The sequence below is a fragment of the Pseudomonas gingeri genome (assembly GCF_013385635.1).
GTDB lineage: Bacteria > Pseudomonadota > Gammaproteobacteria > Pseudomonadales > Pseudomonadaceae > Aquipseudomonas > Aquipseudomonas gingeri_A.
In genome coordinates, this window is record NZ_JACAPR010000026.1 from 66,082 (window position 1) to 89,343 (window position 23,262).

At 62.2% G+C, this 23,262-nt stretch carries 27 protein-coding genes; all 27 read left to right on the forward strand.

The window, feature by feature from the left end; translation table 11 throughout:
• Positions 1-243: 243 nt before the first annotated feature.
• The 27 genes from HX851_RS27710 to HX851_RS27840 all read left to right on the forward strand — a co-directional run bounded on the left by HX851_RS27710 (position 244) and on the right by HX851_RS27840 (position 23,258).
• Positions 244-762, forward strand: coding sequence for a phage regulatory CII family protein (locus HX851_RS27710; protein ID WP_177062494.1), 519 nt, complete (start codon positions 244-246; stop codon positions 760-762).
• Positions 755-982 carry a TraR/DksA family transcriptional regulator gene (locus tag HX851_RS27715; RefSeq protein ID WP_177062495.1) on the forward strand — a complete coding sequence of 76 codons (228 nt, stop codon included), beginning with the start codon at positions 755-757 and terminating at the stop codon, positions 980-982. Before HX851_RS27710 ends, HX851_RS27715 begins: the two co-directional genes overlap by 8 nt.
• Entirely contained in the window at positions 972-3,188 is a 2,217-nt protein-coding gene (locus HX851_RS27720; protein ID WP_177066257.1) for a VapE domain-containing protein, read from the forward strand. The genes HX851_RS27715 and HX851_RS27720 overlap by 11 nt, the downstream gene beginning before the upstream one ends.
• On the forward strand, positions 3,181-3,543 hold the full coding sequence (locus HX851_RS27725; protein ID WP_177062497.1) for a PA0613 family protein: 363 nt from the start codon (positions 3,181-3,183) through the stop codon (positions 3,541-3,543). The genes HX851_RS27720 and HX851_RS27725 overlap by 8 nt, the downstream gene beginning before the upstream one ends.
• A 516-nt stretch (positions 3,544-4,059) precedes the next feature.
• On the forward strand, positions 4,060-4,407 hold the full coding sequence (locus HX851_RS27730; protein ID WP_177066258.1) for a phage holin family protein: 348 nt from the start codon (positions 4,060-4,062) through the stop codon (positions 4,405-4,407).
• Positions 4,408-4,543: 136 nt separating this feature from the next.
• Positions 4,544-5,065: a DUF1441 family protein gene (locus HX851_RS27735; protein WP_177066259.1), complete on the forward strand. Its 522-nt coding sequence runs from the start codon at positions 4,544-4,546 to the stop codon at positions 5,063-5,065.
• Positions 5,066-5,108: 43 nt separating this feature from the next.
• Positions 5,109-6,995 carry a phage terminase large subunit family protein gene (locus HX851_RS27740; RefSeq protein WP_177066260.1) on the forward strand — a complete coding sequence of 629 codons (1,887 nt, stop codon included), beginning with the start codon at positions 5,109-5,111 and terminating at the stop codon, positions 6,993-6,995.
• A gap of 12 nt (positions 6,996-7,007) precedes the next feature.
• Entirely contained in the window at positions 7,008-7,223 is a 216-nt protein-coding gene (locus tag HX851_RS27745) for a hypothetical protein (RefSeq protein WP_177066261.1), read from the forward strand.
• 2 nt (positions 7,224-7,225) lie between these two features.
• Positions 7,226-8,833, forward strand: a complete 1,608-nt coding sequence (locus tag HX851_RS27750) for a phage portal protein (RefSeq protein ID WP_177066262.1) — start codon at positions 7,226-7,228, stop codon at positions 8,831-8,833.
• Positions 8,834-8,835: 2 nt separating this feature from the next.
• Positions 8,836-10,062 (forward strand): S49 family peptidase, encoded by a 1,227-nt coding sequence (locus tag HX851_RS27755; RefSeq protein ID WP_177066263.1) that lies wholly within the window; start codon positions 8,836-8,838, stop codon positions 10,060-10,062.
• Positions 10,063-10,072: 10 nt separating this feature from the next.
• Entirely contained in the window at positions 10,073-10,423 is a 351-nt protein-coding gene (locus HX851_RS27760; RefSeq protein WP_177066264.1) for a head decoration protein, read from the forward strand.
• A gap of 11 nt (positions 10,424-10,434) precedes the next feature.
• Entirely contained in the window at positions 10,435-11,466 is a 1,032-nt protein-coding gene (locus tag HX851_RS27765) for a major capsid protein (protein ID WP_177066265.1), read from the forward strand.
• 1 nt (position 11,467) lies between these two features.
• Positions 11,468-11,764: a hypothetical protein gene (locus HX851_RS27770; RefSeq protein ID WP_177066232.1), complete on the forward strand. Its 297-nt coding sequence runs from the start codon at positions 11,468-11,470 to the stop codon at positions 11,762-11,764.
• 2 nt (positions 11,765-11,766) lie between these two features.
• Positions 11,767-12,087 carry a head-tail joining protein gene (locus HX851_RS27775; RefSeq protein WP_177066266.1) on the forward strand — a complete coding sequence of 107 codons (321 nt, stop codon included), beginning with the start codon at positions 11,767-11,769 and terminating at the stop codon, positions 12,085-12,087.
• Positions 12,084-12,746, forward strand: coding sequence for a hypothetical protein (locus tag HX851_RS27780; protein WP_177066267.1), 663 nt, complete (start codon positions 12,084-12,086; stop codon positions 12,744-12,746). The genes HX851_RS27775 and HX851_RS27780 overlap by 4 nt, the downstream gene beginning before the upstream one ends.
• Positions 12,739-13,251, forward strand: coding sequence for a hypothetical protein (locus HX851_RS27785; protein ID WP_177066268.1), 513 nt, complete (start codon positions 12,739-12,741; stop codon positions 13,249-13,251). Before HX851_RS27780 ends, HX851_RS27785 begins: the two co-directional genes overlap by 8 nt.
• Positions 13,248-13,808, forward strand: a complete 561-nt coding sequence (locus tag HX851_RS27790; protein WP_177066269.1) for a phage baseplate assembly protein V — start codon at positions 13,248-13,250, stop codon at positions 13,806-13,808. The genes HX851_RS27785 and HX851_RS27790 overlap by 4 nt, the downstream gene beginning before the upstream one ends.
• A gap of 56 nt (positions 13,809-13,864) precedes the next feature.
• Entirely contained in the window at positions 13,865-14,113 is a 249-nt protein-coding gene (locus tag HX851_RS27795; protein WP_177066233.1) for a hypothetical protein, read from the forward strand.
• Between the two features lie 5 nt (positions 14,114-14,118).
• The gene (locus HX851_RS27800) at positions 14,119-14,445 is read left to right on the forward strand and encodes a GPW/gp25 family protein (RefSeq protein ID WP_177062519.1); all 327 of its coding nucleotides are present in this window, start codon (positions 14,119-14,121) and stop codon (positions 14,443-14,445) included.
• Entirely contained in the window at positions 14,442-15,326 is an 885-nt protein-coding gene (locus HX851_RS27805) for a baseplate assembly protein (RefSeq protein WP_177066270.1), read from the forward strand. Before HX851_RS27800 ends, HX851_RS27805 begins: the two co-directional genes overlap by 4 nt.
• Entirely contained in the window at positions 15,326-15,937 is a 612-nt protein-coding gene (locus HX851_RS27810) for a phage tail protein I (protein WP_177066271.1), read from the forward strand. Before HX851_RS27805 ends, HX851_RS27810 begins: the two co-directional genes overlap by 1 nt.
• On the forward strand, positions 15,930-18,059 hold the full coding sequence (locus tag HX851_RS27815) for a phage tail-collar fiber domain-containing protein (protein WP_177066272.1): 2,130 nt from the start codon (positions 15,930-15,932) through the stop codon (positions 18,057-18,059). Before HX851_RS27810 ends, HX851_RS27815 begins: the two co-directional genes overlap by 8 nt.
• A 2-nt stretch (positions 18,060-18,061) precedes the next feature.
• The gene (locus tag HX851_RS27820) at positions 18,062-18,475 is read left to right on the forward strand and encodes a tail fiber assembly protein (RefSeq protein WP_256262841.1); all 414 of its coding nucleotides are present in this window, start codon (positions 18,062-18,064) and stop codon (positions 18,473-18,475) included.
• 99 nt (positions 18,476-18,574) lie between these two features.
• Complete coding sequence (locus HX851_RS27825) at positions 18,575-19,738, forward strand: phage tail sheath subtilisin-like domain-containing protein (RefSeq protein WP_177066274.1); 1,164 nt, start codon at positions 18,575-18,577, stop codon at positions 19,736-19,738.
• Positions 19,739-19,750: 12 nt separating this feature from the next.
• Positions 19,751-20,260 (forward strand): phage major tail tube protein, encoded by a 510-nt coding sequence (locus tag HX851_RS27830; RefSeq protein WP_177066275.1) that lies wholly within the window; start codon positions 19,751-19,753, stop codon positions 20,258-20,260.
• A 30-nt stretch (positions 20,261-20,290) separates the two neighbouring features.
• Positions 20,291-20,587 carry a phage tail assembly protein gene (locus tag HX851_RS27835; protein ID WP_177062523.1) on the forward strand — a complete coding sequence of 99 codons (297 nt, stop codon included), beginning with the start codon at positions 20,291-20,293 and terminating at the stop codon, positions 20,585-20,587.
• 127 nt (positions 20,588-20,714) lie between these two features.
• Complete coding sequence (locus tag HX851_RS27840; RefSeq protein WP_177066276.1) at positions 20,715-23,258, forward strand: phage tail tape measure protein; 2,544 nt, start codon at positions 20,715-20,717, stop codon at positions 23,256-23,258.
• The last annotated feature ends 4 nt before the right edge of the window (positions 23,259-23,262 follow it).

The following is a 23,262-nucleotide window of genomic DNA, read 5'->3' on the forward strand; positions in this document are numbered from 1 at the left end:
ACACCACATGCAAAAACCGCCGATCTTTACCGCGTATTTCAAGGCACGGATGCCTTGGGTTGCTGCCTCTCCACCACAGATTGGCAGCTGTTGCGCCAGGGGTGAGCGACGGATCGCTTGCCTCGGCACGGTGCCGGTTTCGATCTTGCGGATCTGACCGGCGTTTGGGCCCATACAAGCCACGCGACAAATGTATCACCACTACATGTCGCGCGGCACTGGCAACTTACAAGGATTAATGCCATGAGCCGTATTGCTCTGCACAGCGTTGATCGAGCCAAGCGGGAAGTCCTGCCGCTCGACCTCGCGCTTTACCATGCTGTCCGCGACTACCCGGGCGGCGCCGCTGCAATCGCCGCAACCACCGGCCGCAACGCGACCACCCTCCAGCACAAGCTGTCCCCGACGCACCCGAGCCACTCCGTCAACATTCAGGAGTTCGGCGAGATCCTCGAGCTGACTAAGGACCGCCGCATCCTCGACGCAGTGCATGCCCTGGTCGGTGACACCATGTGGCAGGACCTGTCCGACACGTATACCGGTGATATGCCGGAGACGCTTACCACCGGCATTGCTGCCTACTTCCGCCAGGTCGCCGACTTGGCCGAAACCTGGGCTAAGAGTATCGGTGATGGTGTGGTGTGTGATCAGGAGCTCGCGCAGATCCGCCTGCAAGTGTTTCGCGGCATTCAGGGGCTGCTCGGGTTGTACAACCGCGCCTCATACGTGAACCAGACCACGCGAGGTGCCGAACGTGGCTGATGCTGCTGATTTTGCGAATGATCTGGTGCAGGAGCGTATCGATCAGGCGCTGGCTGCGCGAAATGCAAACAAGCCCGTCGCGGTCGCTCATTCCTTCCTGTTCTGTGAATCCTGCGATGATCCGATCCCTCCTGCTCGCCGAGAGGCGATTCGTGGCTGCACTCAGTGCGTGACCTGCCAGACCTTCAACGAGATGTGGGAGGCCCGGTATGCTCGATGAGGTTCTGAATCAGTTCGCCGACTACGGTCTGGAGCCTGCGCAGCCTTTGGTGTTCGGCAAGCTGACCCGCTGCAAGACTGCCCAGGACAAGGGCACGGAAAAGAATGGCTGGTACGTGGTGCATGAGCACCGCACGGAAAAGGGCGATACGCTGATCTTCGGCAGTTTCGGTGACTGGCGTTCGGGTGAGTCGCAGAAGATCAAGGTTAAGGCCGGCAGGATGAGCGCCGAGGACCGAGAGGTCCTGCGGGCTCGTCAGGAGGAGGCCAAGCGTAAGGCCGCTGAGGTTGCTGCCAACGCGGCGCGCCGAGCTGCGAACCGGGCTTCCGGCATGTTCAAGCGCATGGCGGAGAAGGGGCGTAGCGCCTACCTCGATCGAAAGCAGATCGTTGGCTTCGGTGTTCGCTACGCGCCGCGATCTGGCGCGGTGCTTGTGCCGATGTGCAATGCCCGTGACCAGATCGTCGGGCTGCAGGTGATCTACCCGGAGAAACAGGAAAGCACCGGGCGGGATAAGTCCTACTGGCCTGCTGGCATGTCGAAGGAGGGGGCTTTCCACCTCATCGGGCCGCACCCTGAGCCCGGCGAGCCGGTGCTGGTGTGTGAAGGCTATGCGACCGGCGCAAGCCTGCATATGGCGACCTCATTGGCGGTCGCCATTGCCTTTGATGCGGGCAACCTGATGGTGGTTTGTAAGGCCATGCGAGAGCGCTGGCCTGGCCGGCCGATCATTATTTGTCGGGATGACGACTGGAAGACCAAGCGCCCGAATGGCGAACCCTGGAACCCTGGCGAAGAGAAGGCCAACAACGCCGCAACGGTTGTCGGCGGCCAGGTGGTGGCACCAGTGTTCTCCGGCGATCGCGAGGACAAGTGGACCGACTTCAACGACCTGCATTGCGCTGAGGGATTGGACGCTGTTCGCCGCCAGGTGCTCGCGGTCGTTCGTCCACCTGCAGCGGGTGGCTGGAAAGACCAGTTGGCTCGGACCGAGAACGGCATGTTGATCGCTCACATGCAGAACGTCGAGTTGATCCTCGGCAACGACGAGCGTTGGGCCGGGGTGATCGGCTTCAGCTCGTTCAGTTCGAAAATCGTGAAGCTGCGGGTCGCCCCGTATGGCGGAGGGACCGGGGACTGGGCTGACATCGACGACATGCTGGTGATGAAGTGGCTCGCCCAGCAGTACAACCTGCGCGTGAAGGCCAGCAACGTGATCGAGGCGGTCAGTGTTGTTGCCCATGACCACATGTTCCACCCTGTCCGCAACTATCTAAATAAGCTGGAGTGGGACCGCGTACCACGGCTTAGCACCTGGTTGACCGAGATCATGGGTGCGGGTCTGACGGATTACAACTCAAAGGTCGGCAAGCGCTGGATGATCGCAGCTGTTGGGCGTGTCATGAAGCCCGGTTGTAAAGCCGACTGCGTGATGATCCTCGAGGGCGCGCAGGGCGCTGGTAAGTCGACAGCGATGTCTGTTCTTGGCGGGGAATGGTTCATGGATACCCCTTTCGCCTTGGGCGACAAGGATGCGTACCAAGCGATCCGGGGTAAGTGGATCGTTGAACTCGGCGAGCTGGACAGCTTCAACAAGGCCGAGTCCACAAAGGCCAAGCAGTTCTTCTCAGCTTCCACCGACACATACCGCGAGAGTTACGGCCGCAGAACGATGGACGTGCCACGCCAGTGTGTTTTCGTGGGTACGACCAACCAAGACGAGTACCTCAAGGACGCCACCGGCAACCGGCGTTATTGGCCTGTTGCCTGTACCAAGGTCGATCTGGAGCAACTGCGGCAGATCCGCGATCAGCTGTGGGCCGAGGCGATGTATTGCTACTTGGCCGGGGATGTCTGGTGGGTAAACCGTGATGAGGCTCCGTTATTTGCCGAGGCCCAGGAGGAGCGATTCGTTGTCGACGAGTGGGAAGGCCCAATCGTGAAGTGGCTGGAGGAGTCTCAGATCGGCGAGACGGCTTCCGGCACTGACATTCTCTCGGGCGCTCTGAAGCTGGATTATGGGCATTGGGGCAAGCCTGAACAGATGCGCGTAGGCGCGATCCTGCATCGACTCGGATGGCGCAAGGTTCGAATGCCTGCTCTACCAAAGACCGGCGTACGGCCATGGGCTTACAAGAAGCCGGCAGACTGGGGGCGCAGCTCGGCCCTGGTGGTCGAGCGCTTCGAGGAGCCTTGCTTTGATTAAGGAGATCGACGCTCTGCTTCGCACCTGGGCGCAGGAGCTGCACAGCGAGTTCAGCAAGGGCGGGCTGGCCGGGGGCAACATGGTCGCCATGATGATGGAGAGCAACGGGCAACTGATTCGTGGTCGGCGGGCAGCTCGGGCACCGTTGGAGGGCTCGTTGGATGTCGAGCTGATCGTGACCAAGCACTTGCCCTCGCATCTGGTGACTGTTGTCTACGAGCACTACTGCAACTTCGAGGCAGACATGCGGCTTCGCTACGCCCATTGCGGCTGTGGCCGCGACACCTACTACGATCGCCTGCATGAGGCGCATCTACTCATCTGGATGAAACTGCACGGGCGGGTGGCTGCTTGATCTTCGCCCTTGCTCCGTCAGTCGTTGTCCTACCGGCCCGACCTATCCCACTGCAATTAGACGCAGTAGGACCAGCACGGGCCGCGCCGCTTCTGGTCTGTCCTACTGTCCAACCTCCCCGCTCGTCACACACACATGAGCGCAGCGCAGATGCATACGCGCAGTCGCGCGCACGCGTGTTTTAAAGTTTTCCTCTTTACGCGAGAAAAGGATAAATAAGGTAGGACAGTGGGGCAGAGCCCCGAATTTAGGCGCCTGTAGCTGTCCTACTTCGACAGGAGCAGGTTAGGCAGCATGGACAGCGCCGCAGGCGCTGGAAGCCGGACTTAAGATATTCACCGACATTGCCGGGACATTCACCAGACATTCACCGGGTGGCATTAAAACAGGGTTGCTGCCACCGGAATCGACCTGTAAAAAGTAGTCATCTTCGATAGGTGCGACCGCATGATGCGGCAGGCACTCCACACCAAACCCGGCCCTTGCGCCGGGTTTTTGCGTTTAAGGGGCGAGAGAATGACGAGCGAGCAGCAGGCGTTGATTGATATGCCGATCTGGATGGTGATTCTGCTGTCGATGATCGGCGGGGTTTCGGGGGAAGCATGGCGGGCCGACAAGGCAGGGGTGCGAGGTTGGTCGCTGATGCGGCGCCTCGCACTCCGCTCCGGGGCATGTGTTGTTTGTGGGTTGTCGACCATGATGCTGTTGAGCGCCGCCGGGGTTTCGATCCTGGCGGCGGGAAGCATTGGCTGCATCACGGCCATGGCCGGCGCCGATGTCGCGATCGGGTTGTACGAACGTTGGGCCGCCAAGCGGCTGGGCCTGAGCGAAGAGCCGCCAGCCAGCAGCGAGGCGGGGCAGTGACCCGGCCAGGGGGCGGGGGTGGGGGCCGATTTTTTGGGTCCTCCCCCCGGGCCGCCCCCTACACGGGTACGCAGACTCGCGGTTTCCCTGCAGCTGAGACCTACGCAGGGATGTCCGTCTTTTCAAGGACTTAGCGATGGGCAAGACAGTCAGCAAGCTCGAACTCGGCGAGATCATCGGCCGGGACGAGCGCACATTGAGCCGGTGGCAGAAGGATGGAATGCCGGTGAACGAGTTCGGCCTGGGGCGCGGCAACGAAAACCAGTACGACACCCAGGCGGTGATCGAGTGGCTGATGCGGCAGGCGGCACTGAACGGCAAAAAGGAGTCCACCCGGGACCGGCTAGACAGGCTGCGCGGCGACCGCGAAGAGCTGGCGCTGGCCAAGGATCTCGGCGAGGTCGTGATTGAGGCAGAGATGGTCGAGCGCTTCGAGGCAGTCATCACCGCCGCCAAGATCGAGCTGTTGAACACATTCCCGGATGAGCTGGCGGCAACCCTGTCTGCCGAGTACGGCGTGCAGGTGGATGACCAACTGATTCGGACGCCCATTGAATCAATACTTAGGAGATTGTCAGCGTATGACGAGGACGACGATCTCGCTGGCGATCCTGACGAGTCGGACGACGAGGAGGGCTCTGAAGAAGACGGCGAGTAAAGCGATGGTCCGCGTGTGCCGCAAGTGGGCGCCGCCGCCACGCATGAGCATCATCGAGTGGGCAGACAGATACCGTTGGCTGTCGCCGGAAGAATCGGCCACGCCGGGCAAGTATCGGTTCGATAAAACGCCGCACCTGGTGTGGCCAGGTGGCCCGTTGGAAGCGCTGGACGATCCGAACGTGATTGAGGTCGTCGGCCGCAAGTCGGCGCAGGTAGCCTGGACCTCGGGCGTGATGGGCAACGCCATAGGCAAGTGGATCGATCTCGACCCGTCGCCGATTCTGATCCTGTTCCCCAAGGCCGAGGCGGCCAAGCAGTACGTCGCTGAGAAACTGGAGCCGATGATCGAGGCCACTCGGCGCCTGCGTAAGAAAGTCGATCTGCGTAGTCGCAAGCTGCAGCAGCGGCAGGACTTCAAGCGGTTCCCAGGTGGATTCCTCAAGATGGTCGGGTCCAACAGCCCGTCCAGTGTGAAGTCGACCCCGGTGCCTCGGGTCGCGATCGAGGAGCCCGACGACTGCAACCTCAACCTGCGGGGGCAGGGCGACAGCATCAAGCTGGCGAAGGAGCGTCTCAAGACCTTTCGGCGGTCGAAGATCATCATCGGTGGGACGCCGACCATCAAGGGCCTGTCCGCAATCGATGCGGAACTGGAGCTGTCGGACAAGCGCGTGGGCTTGGTTCCTTGCCACGGCTGCGGCCAGTCGCATGCGCTGAGTTTCGATCACCTGCACTGTGACGAGGACGAAAGCTACCATCACGAGATCTACGGTAAGCGTCGTCCAGAAACGGCGTACTACGCCTGCCCGCATTGCGGCGAGATCTGGGATGACCACCAGAAGAACGCCAACCTCAAGAGCGGTCGCTGGGAGGCCACGGCCGAGTTTCGCGGGATCGCCGGCTACATTCTCAATGAACTGTATGCCACGTTCCATGGCTCGCGTTTTGAGGTGCTGATGGAGAAGAAGCTGCAGGCTGAGCATGCCCTTTCGCTGGGTAACATCGGCCCCATGATCGCCTTCACCAACAGCTCCAAAGGCGAGAGCTACGAATACAAGAGCAACGCGCCCAAGACCGACGAGTTGGAGAAGCGGGCCGAGCCTTACGCCGAGCTGACCGCCCCGAAGGGCGTGCTGTTGGTTACGGTCGGTGTGGACGTGCAGGGCGATCGACTGGCCCTGGTCATCGTGGGTTGGGGCAGAGGTGAGGAGTCCTGGCGTCTCTACTGGGGGGAGCTGGAAGGCAACCCCAAGGACATCAACGACCCGGTGTGGACGGAGTTGGACAGGATCATTGCTACGCCGATCCAGGCCGAGGGTGGCGCGCAGCTCGCTGTTTCGGCCGTCAGCGTCGACAGCTCGGACGGTAACACCAGTGATGCGGTGTACACCTACGTCCGGGATCGCCAGCGCTTCAACATCATGGCGATCAAGGGCGCCTCGATCGACAGTCGGGATCGGGAGATCTTCACCAAACCGGCCCAGTCGATCGACACCACCCAGGACAACACCAAGGCTGCGAGATATGGCCTGCGGGTATTCATCGTCGGCACGCACAAGGCCAAGACGCTGATCGACGGCCGGATCCGCCTGAAGGGGAATGGACCAGGTCGCATGCACTGGTACAGCGAGATCCGCGCGGACTACTACGAGCAACTGACCAACGAGGTCCTGGCGCCTCATCCCCGCCAACCCAGCAAGATGGTCTGGCAGAAGAAGGCAGGCCGGCGCAACGAAGCGCTGGACTGTGAGGTTTATGCCCTGCACGCGGCCCGCAGCCTGAAGACCCACCTGTTGCGCGACAACGAGTGGGACCAGCTGGAGCAGCAACAGCTCCAGCCAACCCTTTTCAATACTGAGCAGGCGGTGGCGCCAGTTCCTCGCCGTGTAGTAGCTCGCGGCAGGGGCACCCGGAGCCGCGTCGGCTAATCGAGGTTCACCATGACAGATGCACAAAAGCGCCTTGCAGAGGTCCGGGCGGCGATCTCTGCCGTCCTGAAAAACGGCCAGCGGGTGCGTCGGCAGGACCGCGAGGTCCAGTTGGCGGAGCTGAACAGCCTGCGCTTGCTGGAAAAACAGTACGCCCAGGAGGTCGCCAACGAGCAGGCCGCCCTGCAGCGCCGCAGCCGCAGTCGCGTCTCGTACCTGGGGATTTGACCATGTGGCCATTCAGAAAGCGGGATGGTGCTGCCGAGCAGCTTATGCAGGAGGCGATCCGGGTGGCCAGGGCATCGGTCGACGGCCAGCAGATCGTCTCCCAGGGCGGTGGCGGCGGCGTTGAAACCCGCTGGCGCGGCGCCTCGCGGGTGCTACGGAGCATGGCCAGCTGGATCCCCGGGCTCGGCAGCCCGCGTCGTGACTTCAACCGAGGTGAGCGCCGGATGCTGGTGGCGCGATCGCGTGATGCGATGCGTAACCACCTGGTGGCCCGGGCGGCTATCACTCGATTGCGCACCAACGTGGTGGGCACCGGCCTGGTTTGCCGTGCACAGGTCGACCATGGCGCGCTGGGCCTGACGGAGGAGCAGGCCGACGATCTCAACGGTCGGCTCGATCGCCTGTGGTCGTTGTACGCGGACGATCCGCGAGAGTGTGATGCGGAAGCCACGCTCAACCACTACCAACTGCAGGCGCTGGTCCTGGTGTCGTCACTGGTTGGCGGCGATGTGTTGGTGGCCACGCCGGACAAGGAGCGACCGGGCTGCATCTTCAGCACCCGGCTGCAACTGATTGAGTCCGACCGGGTCGGCAACCCGAACAACGGCCTTGACCGGTCGAACCTGGTGGATGGCGTCGAGTTCGACGACCTGGGCGCTCCGGTGGCGTACCACGTTTGCACTGGCTACCCCGGTGAGCATGTCGTCGGCAAGCCGCTGGTCTGGGAGCGGCTGAGCGCCTTCGGTGCCCAGACCGGTCGCCGCCGGGTGCTGCATGTGCTGTCCGACAAGGAGCGGCCCGGTCAGAAGCGTGGGGCTCCCTACTTGGCCCCGGTGCTGGAGCCACTGCAGAAGTTGGAGCGCTACAGCAGCGCCGAGCTGATGGCGGCGGTGATCTCGGCCATGTTCACCGTGTTCATCAAGAAGGGCTCGGACTTCCAGTCCGGTAATCTCCCGATGACTGCATTGAGCGATGAGCAACCCGGCGGCGACGACACCTCCGATGGTGAGCTGAGCCTGGGCGAGGGCGCTGTGGTCGACCTGGGCGTCGGCGAGGAGCCGGTAGTGGCTAACCCGGGCCGGCCCAACGCCCAGTTCGATCCGTTCTTCACCGCCGTGGTGAAGGAGATCGGCGCCGCCCTGGAACTGCCGATGGAGGAGTTGCTGCTGCACTACAGCAGCAGTTACAGCGCGGCCCGTGCTGCGATGCTGCAGGCGTGGCGGTTCTACAGCCTGCGCCGCTGGTGGTTGGCGTGTGACTTCTGCCAGCCCAGTCGCGAGCTTCTGATCGACGAGGCGGTGGCCAGGGGCATGATCGATCTACCTGGTTATGCCGATCCGGCCAGGCGCAAAGCCTATTGCCAAGCCATCTGGATTGGTCCTGCTCGCGGTGCCATTGACGAACTCAAGGAAGCCAACGCCGCCGGCAAGCGCATTGATATCGGCGTGAGCAACGAAACCCTGGAAACGGCCGCCATGACCGGCGAGCCCTGGCAGCAGGTATTCCGTCAGCGCGTGCGTGAAGTGGAGCAGCGCCGGGCCAACAACCTGCAGCCGTTGCCCAAGGGCGGGCTTGAAAATCCGCCAGACCCAACCCCCCAAGAGGAATAAGCATGCCGCGAGCACTTGAGCTGGCTGCCTCGCAGCCCTGGCTAATGCTGCCCGACGCGCTGGATAACCTGTTGACCATCTCCGATCGCATGGGCGATCCGATGGCGCTGGCGACCAAGCGTGGCGAGCGGCTGGAAGACACCCGCCAGGTCACGATGCGCAATGGCGTAGCCGTGGTGCCGGTCGTGGGCCCGATCTTCCGCTACGCCAATCTGTTTACCGAGATCAGTGGTGCGACCAGCACCCAGGTCCTGGCCACCGACATTCAGCGTGCCCTGGATGACCCCAAGGTCCGTTCGATCGTGCTCAACATCGACAGCCCGGGCGGTGTTGCATCGGGCATCAATGAGCTGGCGGAGATGATCTTCGCCGGCCGGTCCCGCAAGCGCATCGTCGCCTACATCGGCGGCACTGGAGCGAGTGCGGCGTACTGGATCGCCTCGGCCGCCAGTGAAATCGTCATCGACGAAGCCAGTCTGGCGGGGAGCATCGGCGTTGTCGTGGAAACCGTGGTTGAGAACGAGAGCGCGAGCGGTCGCAAGCGCTATTCGATCGTCAGCCGCAACGCGCCAAACAAGCGTCCTGACCTCTCTACGGAGGAGGGGCGCGCCAAGCTGGGCGAAACGATCGACGCCCTGGGCGATGTCTTCGTGGCCAAGGTCGCCCGCAACCTCGGGGCTGATCCCGAGAAGGTCCCCGAGATGGGCGACCACGGCGGTCTTCGCGTCGGTGCCGATGCCGTCCAGCACGGTTTGGCCCACCGCACGGGCTCGCTGGAATCCCTGATCACCGAACTGGCCAAGCCGGCCATCAACTCACCAAGGATACACACCATGACCACCGTCAATAGCACGGCAGAACTGCGTACCGCTCTGGCAGCCGGTACTGACCCCAACACCATCGAGATCGCCCAGGCCAGCCAGCCGGATGTCAGTGCGATCCGTGCCGAAGCGGCGGCGGCTGAGCGCACCCGCATCAACGGCATCAACGCGCTGGCCAGTAAGGGCTTCGAGAAGGAGATCGAGGCCGCGATCGACGACGGCAGTTCGGTCGAGGCCACCGCCCTGGTGCTGTTCAAGGCTGCCCAGGACCGCGGCATCTCGTTGAGCGCGATCAAGAGCGACGCCCAGGGCGTCGTCGGAACCACCCCGAACGCTGACGGCAAAGAGGGCGAGCGCAAGGCTGCTGTTGGCTCCATTGTCGCTGGCGCTACCAACAAGCGTCGTTGAAGGAGATCCCATGAGCAATCCCGAACGCAAATCCTACATCCCGAGCCAGATCTCGGCAGGTGATTTTCCTGTCGTGATGGAAGCTGTCGTTATCGCCGCTGGCCAGCAGCTCAAAAGCGGCTCGGTACTCGGCCAGGTTACGGCCTCCAAGGAGTACGTGCTGTGCAAGGCCGCTGCTCAAGACGGCTCGCAGGCGCCGTCCGTCATCCTCGACCAGGACGTCGACACCACGGACGGGGCCCGAAGCGCTCCGGTGCGCCTGACCGGCCAGGTGCTGGGTAGCCAGCTGGTCCTCGGCGAAGGGCTTTCCCTTGCCACCGTGAAGGTTGCCCTGCGGCCTCTCAGCCTCTTCATTCGTTGATCGGAGACACCATGACTGACATTTTCGACACCCTGACCATGCTGGAAGCCGTCGAGCAGATGACGTTGCCGCGCCGCTTCCTCATGAACACCTTTTTCAATGCGGCGAACCCGCAGACCTTTGGCACCGAGGCGGTGACGATCGACATCATCAAGGGCCAGCGCAAGATGGCGCCGTTCGTTCATCCGACCCTGCCGGGTAGCGTTTCGCTGCGAAAGGGAATGGAGAGCGCGACCTACAAGCCGCCCTACGTGCAGCCCAAGCGGCCTACCCGGGCAGAGCAGATTCTGAAGCGTGCGCCGGGTGATAACCCGTTCTCTGCACGCACTCCCGCCGAGCGCGCTGGTGAGATGCTCGGTCGTGACCTGGTAGATCTCGACGAAGAGATCACCCGTCGTGAGGAATGGATGTGCGCCCAGGCCCTGACCACCGGCCGTGTCCGTGTGGTTGGCGAGGGTGTGGACGACACCATCGACTTCCTCATGGAAGACAGCCACAAGGTGACCCTCGCCTCTGGACGCTGGAACACCTCCGGTTCTGATCCGATTGCCAATATGCGGCAGTGGCGGCGATTGATTGCCAAGGATTCGGGGCGTACGGCCAACGTCGCGGTGTTCAGCGGTGAAGCGCAGGATGCTTTCCAGGGCAACGAGATGGTGATGAAGCAACTCAACACTCGCCGGGTCGACATGGGCATGATCAAACCTGAAGAGCTGCCGGACGGTGTCACCTACCTCGGCTATCTCAACGACCCGGGCGTCGATATTTACACCTACGACGAGTGGGTTTTGCCTGATGACGGCGAGCCCCAACCTCTCATTCCTGCGGGCGGCCTGATCCTCGGCTCCTCGTCGACCCGTAACGCCATGCTGTATGCCGCGATTCAGGACATCGAGGCCATCGAGAGCGGCTTGGTGGAAGCGGCCCGCTTCCCGAAGAGCTGGGTCACCCAAGAGCCGAGCGTGCGTTGGCTGAAGCTGCAAGCAGCTCCTCTGGCCGGCCTGCTTGAACCGAACGCTTTCCTCTACGCCAAGGTGGTGTGACATGGCCAAAGTCGAGTACGTGGTGGTTGATGGCTGCATTCAGGACGGCAAGAAAGTCTACGTGAAGGGGGATGTGTACGTGGCCCCCTCCACTGAGATCCGGGATCTGCTGCTGGATGAGGGCAAGATCGTGGCTCGTGGGAAACTGGACCCACCTGCTGCGCGGTCTTCCGGCCGTAGCCAGCAGCCCGGCGGCTCCCAAGCTCCTGGCGGGGCTCAGAGTGGCTCGCCCAACGGCGGCGCCTCCGGCGATGATGACAACGACGATGACCCGGGTAACCCGGGTGGGGACGACTGATCATGACCTTTCGCGACCAGGTGGCATTCATGGACGAATCGCTACTGGACGCCCTGGGGGATGAGGCTGAGATCGAGGGGCTCGACGATCCGGTGCGTGGTTTTCTCTCCGTGCCTTGGCAGCAGCCCAGGGTCGGGACCATCAATACCGGTCTTCGGCAGCCCGTCTACTCGGTCCGCGTTGGTGATGCCAATGGCATCAAGGAAGGCCTGCATCTGGTGTGCAAGCTGGCTCCCGCAGACGGCGGTGGTCGGTACGTCATCGCCAAGCGGGAGCCCGATGGTACTGGCTGGGTCAATTTCATTCTGCGGGAGGTGCGATGAGTATCGGCAGCCATTACAGGCAGACATCCCGTGACGGCCTGATCACTCTGCAGGCCAACGCTCGGCAGGTTCAGGGGTTCGACCAGTTCACTGGCCTGGCGCCCAAGGCCATCGCTGCAGCGCAACGCCGTGCGATCAACAAGACGTTGCGTTGGCTGCGTACTCACATTGCCCGGTCGGTTGGCCAGCAGGAGCGTATCGCCATTGCAGCGGTGCGGCAGCGTTTGAGGGCTTACCTGGCGGGCAGCAACAGCCAGGGCAAGCTTTGGTTTGGTCTTGATCCTATCGAGGCCAGCCGCGCAGGCCGGCCCCGGCAGTCACGTACAGGCGTATCAGTCGCAGGCCGGCGCTACGCGGGGGCCTTCTACAAACAGGTATATGGCGGCAAGCCAGATATCTGGATCCGGACGGCGAGTCGGCATTTCAGGGCGAGCGACTATCCGGACAGCGAGGTGTCGTCCTCGGGAGGGTCCAGCTCCGGCTGGATTGCCGAGAACGACAGCCGGTTCCCGCTCGCCAAGGCCAAGATCTCGTTAGCCGAGGTGCGGCCGCACTTCGAGTCATGGACGAACCAAGCCCACCAGCGGCTCCTTGTGGTGATGACGCAGGAACTCAACTTTGAATTGCACAAACTTCTAGGGAGGGTTCGCAATGTCTGAGGATCCTATCCCGCTTGCGCGGGTTTACGGGGCGATAGAAGAAGGCATCCGGGCCGCTATTCCCGGTTTGGGTTATGTGGGAACGATGCCTGGGCTTCTTGAGACGGTGGCAGTGCCAGCGGTGGTGCTCGAACTGTCTGGCTTCGAGCCAGCAGACCACGACCCTGGCACGGGCGAGGTGGCAATCGATGCGCGCTTCGAGGCGCGGGCCATCGTGGGTGTGGAGGACGATGACCACCTGCATGTTGTCGCGTTTGTAGCGGCCCAGTTGGCTGTCCTGTTGCGTATTCAGACCTGGGGTATCGAGGTCGAGCCCGCTCAGTTCGTGCGCGCTGAACGTGACTGGAGCCGCCCTGAGCTGGATAACATGGCGGTTTGGGTCGTCGAGTGGACGCAGGTCATCTACCTCGGTAAGGAAGAATGGCCGTGGCCGATCGAGTCGGGCGGTAAACCGATGGTGCCCGACGATGACGGTAACCCCGTTGAGCTGGAGGATCCCGTATGAGCTACGCCTCTGCGCAGCATGACCGGATGATTGCTGACCTGGTGCTTCCCTGCTTTGTTGTCGCGGTCGATCTGGTTGCTGGCAAGGTGCGGGTGTCCGACGGCGACGGTTGGGCCAGCGCCTGGGTGAAATGGCATTCGCAAGCGGCGGGCAAGGCTCGGCACTGGCGGGCGCCGAGCCTGAGTGAAGAGGGCGTCCTGTTCAGCCCAAGCGGTGATCCCGCGCAGGGCACGTTCGTGCCGGGGCTTTACGGCAACGCGGGCCCGCAGCCCGACAACCGCGACCACGTCGAGGTCTGGCGCTTCGATGACGGTGGTTCGCTGATCTACGACTGGCAGGCCAACAGCTACACCATCGAGCTGCCGGCCGGCACGGTCACGATCAAGGTTGGCGGCTCTCAGTTGGAGGTCACGCCGGATCAGATCCGTTTGCTCTCCAGCAAGATCGACCTGGTGGGTGCGGTCACCGTCAACGGCACACTCGCTACCACCGGCAACATCACCAGCGCTGGCTCGATCATGGACACGACCGGTAACAGCGCTAACCACAAGCACTGACCTTTACCCATCAATCTGCCCGCCGCGTGCGGGTTTTTTCGTTTCTGGAGCATTCCATGAGCAAATCGAGCCCTGTTGTCGTGCAGCCCGATCCGGACACCGGACAGGCGGTTTCTTCTGACGCGATCGAGGCGGCAAGTTCAATCGGTCCGCCGCGTGGCTTTCGCGACAAGTTGTTCACCTCGCGCACCCTCGTCATGCCTGACGGCCGCACCCTGCCGGTCGCCGAAGGCCGCGTCTACGCGGTCGGTGACGATCAATACGCCTTTCTGAAGGCCCACCCTGACCTCGAACCCCTGGAGTAGCCGCCATGATCGGAATGGATCGCCGTACTGGCTTACCTCTTTCCGATCGTGAACACCTGGTCCAGTCGATCGAGGACATTGTATCGACCCCGATTGGCAGCCGGCGGCTGCGCCCGGAGTACGGTTGCGACCTTCGTCGCTTCGTCGACCTGCCCGTCAACGATGGTTGGAAAAGTGCGGTACAGGCTGAGGTCGCCCGAGCGCTGGCACGCTGGGAACCTCGTTTCAAGCTGCAGCGGGTGAGGGTGCTTTCTGTGCTGGATGGCCGGATCTCGCTTGAGCTGTCCGGTCAGTACTTGGGCGATAACCAAATAATTGAGGTGGCCGCGTGAGCATAGTTGATTTGTCGACGCTTCCGGCACCGCAGGTGCTTGAAAGCCTGGACGTCGAGGATATGTATCAGGCGGACCTGGCTGTCTTTCGATCGTACATGGGGGAGAGCTGGAACGCGCAGCTTGAGAGCGATCCGGTCCTGAAGCTGCTGGAAGTCGGCGCTTATCGCAGGGTCGGCAACCGGGCCCGGGTCAATGATGCGGCCAAGGCACTGCTGCTGGCCTACGCCGCGCGTGGTGACCTCGACCAGTTGGCTGCCAATGTCCGCCTGCAGCGCCTGGTTGTTCAGGCTGAGGATCTGACAGCGGTACCCCCAGTGGAGCAGGTCCTGGAGGAGGACGATGCACTGCGCGAGCGGATCCAGCTCGTTTACGAGGGACTGACCACGGCAGGGCCGCGTAGCAGCTACATCCTGCATGCCCGTAATGCCTCTGGCCAGGTGGCCGACGCTGAGGCACAAAGCCCCTCGCCGGCGGTGGTGGTGGTCACGGTGCTGGCCTTGGCCGACGAGGGGGTTGCTGGCCAGGATCTGCTGGATACTGTGCATGCGGCATTGAGCGACGAGGATGTCCGGCCGTTGGGTGACCGGGTGTTGGTGCAGGCTGCTGAGATCCTGCGGTATCGCGTCGATGCCGTGGTGCACATGGCGAGTTCCGGATCTGAAAACGAAGCGATCCTGGCCGAGTGTCAGCGGCGCCTTGCTGCATGGATCAACCCTCGGCGGCGGCTTGGTGTCGCGGTGTCGCGTTCTGCGGTGGATGCACAGTTGCATATCAGCGGTGTGAGTAAGGTCGAGCTGCCGAACTGGGTGGACATCACGCCCAGCAAGTCCCAGGCGGCCTACTGCACGGGCTTCAACATCGTGATGGGGGAAGCCTGATGGACAGTCTTCTCCCGAACAACAGCACCGAGCTGGAGCGTGCCATCGAGGCCGCTGCTGACGAGGTCGTCGAGGTGCCCCTGCGCACCCTGTACAACCCCGATACTTGCCCGGCGCACCTGCTGCACCAGCTCGCTTGGGCCTGGTCGGTGGATCGCTGGGACAACGCCTGGCCCGAGGCGACCAAGCGAGCGGTGTGCCGATCGGCGTTCTTTGTGCACTCGCGCAAGGGCACGATCGGCGCGATCCGTCGTGTTGTCGAGCCGCTGGGCTTTCTGCTCAAGGTCACCGAGTGGTGGCAGACCTCGCCGATGGGGGAGCCCGCGACATTTGCCCTTGAGGTCGGTGTACTCGACACCGGTATCACCGAGGACATGTACACCGAGCTGACGGCGTTGATCGACGACGCCAAACCGGTCAGTCGGCACATGTCCGCGCTCAACATCAGCCTGCAGAGCCCCGTCACATGCGTAGTCGGTGTCATGACATACGACGGCGACGAGCTGGACGTTTACCCCTGGGAAAACCCCGATATCGACGTGCAGGTGCTGGGCACCTACGGCGTCCACACAATCACGAATGACGAACAGGACGTGTACCTGAATGGTTAACCAAAACTCTATTTTTGGCGGCATGCTGACGAATGCCGGTGCCGCCAAGAAAACCAACTGTGATGCCTTGGGTATCCCCTGGCAGCCGAGCTTCATGCTGATCGGCGATGCCAATGGCGCAGACCCGGTGCCGGCGCCCGAACAGACGAAGCTGATCAATCAGGTCTACCGGGCCCCGCTCAATCAGCTCTACGTGTCTCCGACCGACGCCAATGTGTTGGTAGCCGAGTTGGTGCTGCCTCCGAACGTAGGCGGCTGGTGGATCCGCGAGCTAGCCCTGGAGGATGTCGACGGGGTGTTTTCGGCGGTGGCCAATTGTGCACCGAGCTACAAGCCGTTGCTGGTTCAGGGCTCGGGCCGTAACCAGGTCGTGCGGATGCACATCGTCACCAGCAACACGGCGAACATCCAGCTCAAGATTGACCCGGCGGTGGTGCTGGCAACGCGTGAGTACGTCGACACGTCGATTATCGCGGCGCTGAACAAGCAGGACTTCAAGCACTCGGTGCAGGTGGCCACCACGGCGCCGATCGTGCTGAGCGGCCTGCAGACGGTCGACGGTGTCGCACTGGCGGCCGGCGCCCGGGTGCTGGTCAAGGATCAGGCCGCCGGCAAGGACAATGGTATCTGCCTGGTGGCTGCGGGGGCTTGGCCCCGTGCTGCCGATGCCGATACGAGCATCGAAGTCACTCCGGGATTGTTTGTGCATGTTGAGCAGGGCGCTGTCGGTGGCGACAGCATCTGGCAACTGATCACCGATGCGCCGATCATCCTGGGCACGACGCCGTTGGCGTTTGAGATGATCGCCGGCCGGACTGGCGTTATCGCTGGCACGTACACGAAGCTGACCGTGGACAAGAACGGTCGGGTTATTGCCGGTACAAGCCCAGCCACGCTGGCGGGTTATGGCATCACGGATGCCTACAGTAAGGGCGAGGTTGACTCGAAGGTCGCCCAGGCATCCTCGTTGCCGGTTGGCTCGATGGTGGCATTTCCCAAGGCAACGGTGCCGCCCGGCTTTCTGGAGCTTGATGGTAGCGTGCAGAGCATTGCGACCTATCCGGATCTGGCCATGTATCTCGGTACTTCATTCAACAAGGGGGATGAAGGGGCTGGTAACTTCAGGCTGCCAGAGTCCCGTGGCGAGTTCTTGCGTGGTTGGGATCATGGTCGTGGGGTTGATGCTGGGCGGGCGGTTGGTAGTTACCAGGTCGGTACGCTTGTCGGAAGCGATTACGATGGCCTTGGGACTCAAACCATGGGGTCGGCGGTCAGCACAAACCCCAATTCCGGGCCGTCACACATCGGTGCTGACCCGGTTATCGCTTCCCAATACCCAAATGCTTCCGTTGTGACAGGTGCTGGAGCTGCAATCAACACGCCCGGTGTGGCTCCGAACTTGTTCGGTGTGAATCGTCCGCGCAACTTGGCTGTAATGTGGTGTGTTAAGGCCTGGAACACGCCCATCAATCAGGGAAGCATTGATATCGCGGCTCTGGCGCTGGAGGTCTCGAAGCTGAAACCAATGACCCCTGGTCAACAGGCATTTTCGGCGCCGGGAACCTTCACCTTCACAGTGCCTGCCAGCACCAAGGTCGACTCCGTATTTGATGTGGAGGTTTGGGGTGGTGGCGCCAGTGGTAGTGGCGGCGGTGCTGGTGGTGCTGGTGGCGGTGGCGGTGGGCCTGGCGGCTACGCATTCAAGAGAATCACCGGTCTGGTGGCAGGCGCTTTGATCACAGTCACGGTCGGCGCGGGTGGTGCACCTGTGGTGAGTGGTGCAGCAGGTGCCACAGGCGGAACGAGTTCTTTTGGTGACTACTGCAGCGCGACCGGAGGAAAGGGGATCGCTGTGCCGGCCAATGGTTCAGCGCCGGGCGGCCTCGGCGGGACTGGTTTCGGCGGTGACTTGAATCTCACTGGCAACCCCGGTGACCCGAGTGAGTACACCGTAGGCGGGGACGGCGGTGCCGCTCCCCGTGGTGGCGGCGGCGGCCAGGGCGGATTTGGTACTACTGGAGCCGCTGGTAACCAGCCAGGTGGTGGCGGCGGTGGTGGTGATGGTCCCGGTTTGGCCAGTGGCGCCGGTGCTGCAGGTATGGTGGTGATTCGATGGAGATAGCAATGAAGCAATTCGCTCGTATTGAAGACGGCTATGTCGTTGAGCTGCTGCGTGCAGTAGAGCTTCCACCGTTTCACCCGTCATTGGTGTGGGTCGAGTGCGGTGCGGAAGTCGAGGTTGGCTGGCAGCAGAACCTCGGCAGCCTGATACAGCCCGAAAAGCCGCCAGAAGATCCATTACTGCTGGTTGCCGCAGAACGGGTGTGGCGTGACGCAACTATTGAGAGTGTCAAATGGTTGCGTGAACGTCATCGCGACGAAATCGATCTCGATCGTGAGACGACGTTGAATGCCGAGCAGTTCATACAGTTGCTTGGATACATGCAGGACCTGCGAGATTGGCCGCAGTCCGATCAATTTCCAGCTTTTGCACACCGTCCGGTAGCCCCTCCCTGGATCGCCGAACAAACCCCTTGAGCGCCCCGCACTGACGGGGCGTTTTCTTATCCATTGCTGACTCACAACACCTTCATGGCCTCGCATCTGCGGGGCCTTGTCGTTTCTGGAGAATGACTTATGAGCTTTTTTCACGGGGTTACCGTCACGAATGTGGACACCGGTAGCCGCACCATTTCGTTGCCGTCTTCATCGATCATCGGACTGGTTGATACCTTCGTCCCTGGGCCGGCCTGCAGTGCGCAGCCGAACGACCTGGTGCTGATCACCCGCGAGAGCGAAGCGATCGCAGCCTGGGGGCCTGATTCGGCAATCACGAAGGCCTGTCAGGCGATCTACCAGCGTGCACGGGCGGTCATTGTTGCCTGTGGTGTGGCAAAGGTGGCTGATGCGGCCCAGCAGACGTCGGCGATCATCGGCGGCGTGCTGGTCGATGGTAAGCGGACGGGCCTGCAGGCGCTGCTCGACGGCAAAAGCCGCTTCAACGCTCAGCCGCGGCTGCTGATCACCCCGAAACACAGCTCGACCCTGCCGGTCGGCACAGCCCTCGTTGGCTTGGCAGACAAGCTGAGAGGGCTGGCGATCCTTGATGGACCGAATACCACCGACGAGGCAGTGCAAGCCTACGCTAAGAACTTCGGCGCCAAGCGCGCCTTTTTGGTGGATCCGGGTGTTCAGTACTGGGACACCACCGCCAGCGCCACGGTCGATGCGCCGGGCTCTGCCTGGGTGGCCGGGCTGTTCGCCTGGACTGACAACGAATACGGCTTCTGGGCATCGCCCTCGAACAAGGAGTTCACCGGCATCACTGGCACCACTCGCCCGATCGAGTTTCTCGACGGCGATGAAACCTGCCGGGCCAACCTGCTGAACAACGCGAACATCACCACGATCATTCGTGATGACGGCTACCGCCTGTGGGGTAACCGAACCCTGTCGAGCGACCCGAAGTGGGCGTTTGTCACGCGCGTACGGACGATGGACATCGTCATGGACGCAATCCTGTACGGCCACAAGTGGGCGGTCGACCGCTCGATCACTGCCACCTACGTCAAGGACGTCACCGAGGGCCTGCAGGCATTCATGCGTGACCTGAAGAACCAGGGCGCGATTATCAACTTCGAGGTCTTCGCCGATCCGGAGCGCAACACGGCCAGCCAACTGGAGCAGGGCAAGGTGTACTGGGTCATTCGCTTCACCGATGTCCCTCCGGCCGAAAACCCCAATTTCCTCGTCGAAGTCACCAACCAATGGCTGACCGAAGTCCTCGACTCTGCTGCTTAAGGAGCGCATCGCATGGCAATGATTCCCGAAACCCTGTCGAACCTGAACCTCTTCGTAGACGGTGTCAGCTTCCAGGGCGATGTACCCAGTCTGACCCTGCCGAAATTGACCCTGAAGATGGACGAACACCGTGGCGGTGGCATGGACGTGCCGGTCGAGCTGGAAATGGGCATGGAAAAGCAGGAGGCCGCTTTTACCACGACCGGTGTCCGCCGCGAGTCGTTGAAGTTCTTCGGTCTGGCAGACGGCTCTGCATTCAATAGCGTGTTCCGGGGGGCCTACAAGGGGCTCAAGGGCAAGATCACTCCGGTGATTGTCACCCTGCGTGGAGCTCTCAAAGAGGTCGACATGGGTGATTGGAAGGCCGGCGAAAAGGCCGAGATCAAGCACTCGGTGGCCCTCATTTACTACAAGCTCGAAGTCGACGGGCGTGTGGTGTACGAGATCGATGCGCTGGGTATGAAGCGCGTCATCAATGGCGTCGACCAGCTCGCGGCACAGCGTCAGGCGCTGGGCCTGTAACCACCCTCTATCTAATTAGGAAGTTATCCAATGAGCAAGAAAGTACCTGCCTATCTCGAAGTCGATGCTGAGCGCGTCGTTGTGAAGCTGAGCAAGCCTTCCGAGGCGAATGGTGTGGTGGTCGACAGGCTGGTGATGCGTGCCCCGACCGTACGCGATGTGCGTGCAGCCCAAGCAACCGCCAATGGCGATGATGAATTGCGCGAGCTGAACCTGTTTTCATCGCTGGTCGAAGCCGGCGTGAAGGATCTCGAAGGGCTCACGCTCAAGGACTACACGCGCTTGCAGGCCGGCTATTTTCGTCTGGTGCAAGACGACGAATTTTGATCCTGTCACGCAGAAGCGGCTGGCCAAACGGCTGGCCGCTGAGCTGGGTTTCTCTGCAGCTGAAATATCGACGATGTCGTGGGTCGACATGATTTGGTGGCTCACGGATTGAGCCGCAGGAGGTGACATGGCGCGTTTGGCGATTGCGTTGGAGATCGGTGGGGCCGTGGCGTCGTCGCTCGGCGCCGCCTTTGGCACTGCCCAGGGCCATATCAAGAAACTGGAAGACGCGGGCAGCAAGGCGAAGGTGTTGAAGAACACCATCGGCGAAACGATCAAGCTGCGGGACGAGTGGAAGCGTGCCCATGACAGCGGGGCCGCATCCGCTGCAGGGCTGTTGCGCAAGCTGGAGGGCAATCTGGATGCCCTGAAGCGGCAGGGCGTCGAGGTCGGGCGCCTGTCTCGGGAGTACCAGCGCCTCGGCCGCGAGGTAAAAGCGGCTGAGATGCAGCAGAAGGGGCGGCAGCAGATCGACTCGGGCAAGTCCATGCTCAAGTCGACCGTAGGCGCTGCTGTCGTCGGTGTGGGCATGGCCGCGATCCCGACCAAGATCAGCGCGGATTACCAGGCGATCATCCGTGACATTGCGATCAAAGCGGATATTGCGAACAAGCCCGAGGAAGCGCAGCTGACTCGGACCGTTCTCGACACGTCGAAAGACACGGGCATGTCGCGTAACGATGTCGCCGACCTGGTCAACCAGTTGGTCGGCGCCGGCATGGAGCTGGATAAGGCGTTGTCCTATGCGCCGATCGCGGCGAAGTTTGCGATCGGCCAGGGCGCGAGCGGTGTCGACACGGCGAGCATGATCATGGCGCTGCAGCAGAACGCCAAGATCAACGACCCGAAGGTGATGCAGCAGGCGCTGGAGGCGATCGCGTACCAGGGCCAGGCAGGTAGCTTTGAGGCCAGCGACATGGCCCGATGGTTCCCGCAACTGCTGGCGAGCATGGAGAAGAACGGCAGCACAGGCATGGATGCAGTGACGTCGCTCGGCTCGATGCTACAGGTGCAGATGAAGACCGCCGGCAGCTCGGACGAGGCGGCGAACAACTTCAAGAACTGGGTCGAGAAGATCGGTGCGGGCGATGTGGTCAAGGCCTACAAGGACGCAGGCATCGACTATCAGGCATCGCTGAACACGGGGATCCAGAAGGGGATGTCGACGATCGAATCGTCGATGGCCCTGGCAATGAAGTACGTCGAGGCCACGGATCCGGCCAAGGCCCAAAAGATCAAGGACGCGAAGGCCTCGATCAGCAAGGAGGCGGATCCGGAGAAGGCGAAGGCCGCCCTGGATGCGTTGGAGAAGACACTGCGTACCGGCGACTTGTTTGCCGACATGCAGGTCAAGGCCGCGCTCACGGCCTACTCGCAAAACAAGGACCTCTACACCCAGCTCAAGAACGACTCGGCCAATGCCACCGGGATTCTGGACAAGAACCTGGCGGAACGCCGTGAGACGTCATCGCAGATCTGGGCAGAGACGATGCAGTCGATCAACGACAGCATGCGTAGCGTCGGTGATGCAATCCGGCCGGTCACCGACAAGGTTGCGGAAGGCATCACATTCGTGGCCAAGAAGCTGACAGAGCTGTCGGACAGCTCGCCGAAGGTTGTCATGGGCATTGCCGGCATCGCGGCGGCGGTCGGTGGGCTGATCACCCTGTACAGCACGGCGAAGATCGGGCGCGGCGTGCTGAATGTAGTGCGTGGCCGGCGTGGTCGTGGTGCTGCAGCTGGTGACGATGAGTTGCAGCAGACCGGTAACAAGGTCGTCGACGCGGGCCTGGGCGCGTTGGGCAAGGTGCTGGGTGGCAGTGCCGCGAACGACGTCGGTGCTGCTCTTGGTGAGCCGCAACGCGTGTTCGTTGTGAACGCCAGGGAAATAGGCGGGATCGGCTCCACAGGTGGCGTAGGCGAGCCAGCAGGGCGCCGCCGTCGCGGTCGTCGACGGCGCGGCGGTCGTGGTGTTGGTGCTGCGGTTGCGGGGGCTGCAACGATCGTCCCGGCCGCCGCCGAAGTCGGCCGCTTGGGGAGGGTTGTCGGGGCGATGCGAGGAGCATCGAAGGTCGCCGCGCGGTTGCCGGGCGGCAAGATCGTCGACGCCAGTATGTCGGTGCTCGATACGGCGCTCAACGCCAAGACCCAGGATGAGAAAGCCGAGGGCTACGGTGGTGCTGCCGGTGGTCTGGCGGGAGCGCTGGCCGGCGGCGCTGCAGGTGCTGCGATCGGGTCCATTGTCCCTGTGATTGGTACCGCGATCGGCGGTGCGATCGGTGCGGCGTTGGGTGGTATGGGGGGTGAGGGCCTGGGCAGTTGGCTGGGTAAGAAGTGGTTTGGTGATGACGAGCAGGTCGCTGATGCGGATAAGGTCAAGGCTGCAGCACCTGGTGATATTGCGCGCTCGATCGCGGCAACCGCCTCTGCCCCGACCGCGCCGGTTGTGGCCCAGGTTCTGGAGCAGGCCAAACCCAGCGATCCTCCCCGGGTCGATCAGCAGTTCTCGTACGCGCCGAACATGCCGATCACGATTCAGGGCGATGCAAAGGATCCGGACCAGTTGTTCCGATCTCTTGAATCACGGCTCCGGAGTAGTTGGGAGGAGTGGTCGCGTGAATCGATGTCTCGGCAGTCGGCCGGTCAATTGTTCGATGCGCCGCACGTTTAGGAGG

Excerpts from the sequence above, each read along its gene's own strand:
- HX851_RS27800 (WP_177062519.1), top strand. The coding sequence starts at position 14,119 with ATGATCGGAATGGATCGCCGTACTGGCTTACCTCTTTCCGATCGTGAA.
- HX851_RS27795 (WP_177066233.1), top strand. The coding sequence starts at position 13,865 with ATGAGCAAATCGAGCCCTGTTGTCGTGCAGCCCGATCCGGACACCGGA.
- HX851_RS27785 (WP_177066268.1), top strand. The coding sequence starts at position 12,739 with ATGTCTGAGGATCCTATCCCGCTTGCGCGGGTTTACGGGGCGATAGAA.
- HX851_RS27720 (WP_177066257.1), top strand. The coding sequence starts at position 972 with ATGCTCGATGAGGTTCTGAATCAGTTCGCCGACTACGGTCTGGAGCCT.
- HX851_RS27740 (WP_177066260.1), top strand. The coding sequence starts at position 5,109 with ATGAGCATCATCGAGTGGGCAGACAGATACCGTTGGCTGTCGCCGGAA.
- HX851_RS27765 (WP_177066265.1), top strand. The coding sequence starts at position 10,435 with ATGACTGACATTTTCGACACCCTGACCATGCTGGAAGCCGTCGAGCAG.
- HX851_RS27825 (WP_177066274.1), top strand. The coding sequence starts at position 18,575 with ATGAGCTTTTTTCACGGGGTTACCGTCACGAATGTGGACACCGGTAGC.
- HX851_RS27820 (WP_256262841.1), top strand. The coding sequence starts at position 18,062 with ATGAAGCAATTCGCTCGTATTGAAGACGGCTATGTCGTTGAGCTGCTG.
- HX851_RS27810 (WP_177066271.1), top strand. The coding sequence starts at position 15,326 with ATGGACAGTCTTCTCCCGAACAACAGCACCGAGCTGGAGCGTGCCATC.
- HX851_RS27735 (WP_177066259.1), top strand. The coding sequence starts at position 4,544 with ATGGGCAAGACAGTCAGCAAGCTCGAACTCGGCGAGATCATCGGCCGG.
- HX851_RS27840 (WP_177066276.1), top strand. The coding sequence starts at position 20,715 with ATGGCGCGTTTGGCGATTGCGTTGGAGATCGGTGGGGCCGTGGCGTCG.
- HX851_RS27815 (WP_177066272.1), top strand. The coding sequence starts at position 15,930 with ATGGTTAACCAAAACTCTATTTTTGGCGGCATGCTGACGAATGCCGGT.
- HX851_RS27710 (WP_177062494.1), top strand. The coding sequence starts at position 244 with ATGAGCCGTATTGCTCTGCACAGCGTTGATCGAGCCAAGCGGGAAGTC.
- HX851_RS27770 (WP_177066232.1), top strand. The coding sequence starts at position 11,468 with ATGGCCAAAGTCGAGTACGTGGTGGTTGATGGCTGCATTCAGGACGGC.
- HX851_RS27790 (WP_177066269.1), top strand. The coding sequence starts at position 13,248 with ATGAGCTACGCCTCTGCGCAGCATGACCGGATGATTGCTGACCTGGTG.
- HX851_RS27775 (WP_177066266.1), top strand. The coding sequence starts at position 11,767 with ATGACCTTTCGCGACCAGGTGGCATTCATGGACGAATCGCTACTGGAC.
- HX851_RS27745 (WP_177066261.1), top strand. The coding sequence starts at position 7,008 with ATGACAGATGCACAAAAGCGCCTTGCAGAGGTCCGGGCGGCGATCTCT.
- HX851_RS27750 (WP_177066262.1), top strand. The coding sequence starts at position 7,226 with ATGTGGCCATTCAGAAAGCGGGATGGTGCTGCCGAGCAGCTTATGCAG.
- HX851_RS27760 (WP_177066264.1), top strand. The coding sequence starts at position 10,073 with ATGAGCAATCCCGAACGCAAATCCTACATCCCGAGCCAGATCTCGGCA.
- HX851_RS27835 (WP_177062523.1), top strand. The coding sequence starts at position 20,291 with ATGAGCAAGAAAGTACCTGCCTATCTCGAAGTCGATGCTGAGCGCGTC.
- HX851_RS27830 (WP_177066275.1), top strand. The coding sequence starts at position 19,751 with ATGGCAATGATTCCCGAAACCCTGTCGAACCTGAACCTCTTCGTAGAC.
- HX851_RS27730 (WP_177066258.1), top strand. The coding sequence starts at position 4,060 with ATGACGAGCGAGCAGCAGGCGTTGATTGATATGCCGATCTGGATGGTG.
- HX851_RS27780 (WP_177066267.1), top strand. The coding sequence starts at position 12,084 with ATGAGTATCGGCAGCCATTACAGGCAGACATCCCGTGACGGCCTGATC.
- HX851_RS27755 (WP_177066263.1), top strand. The coding sequence starts at position 8,836 with ATGCCGCGAGCACTTGAGCTGGCTGCCTCGCAGCCCTGGCTAATGCTG.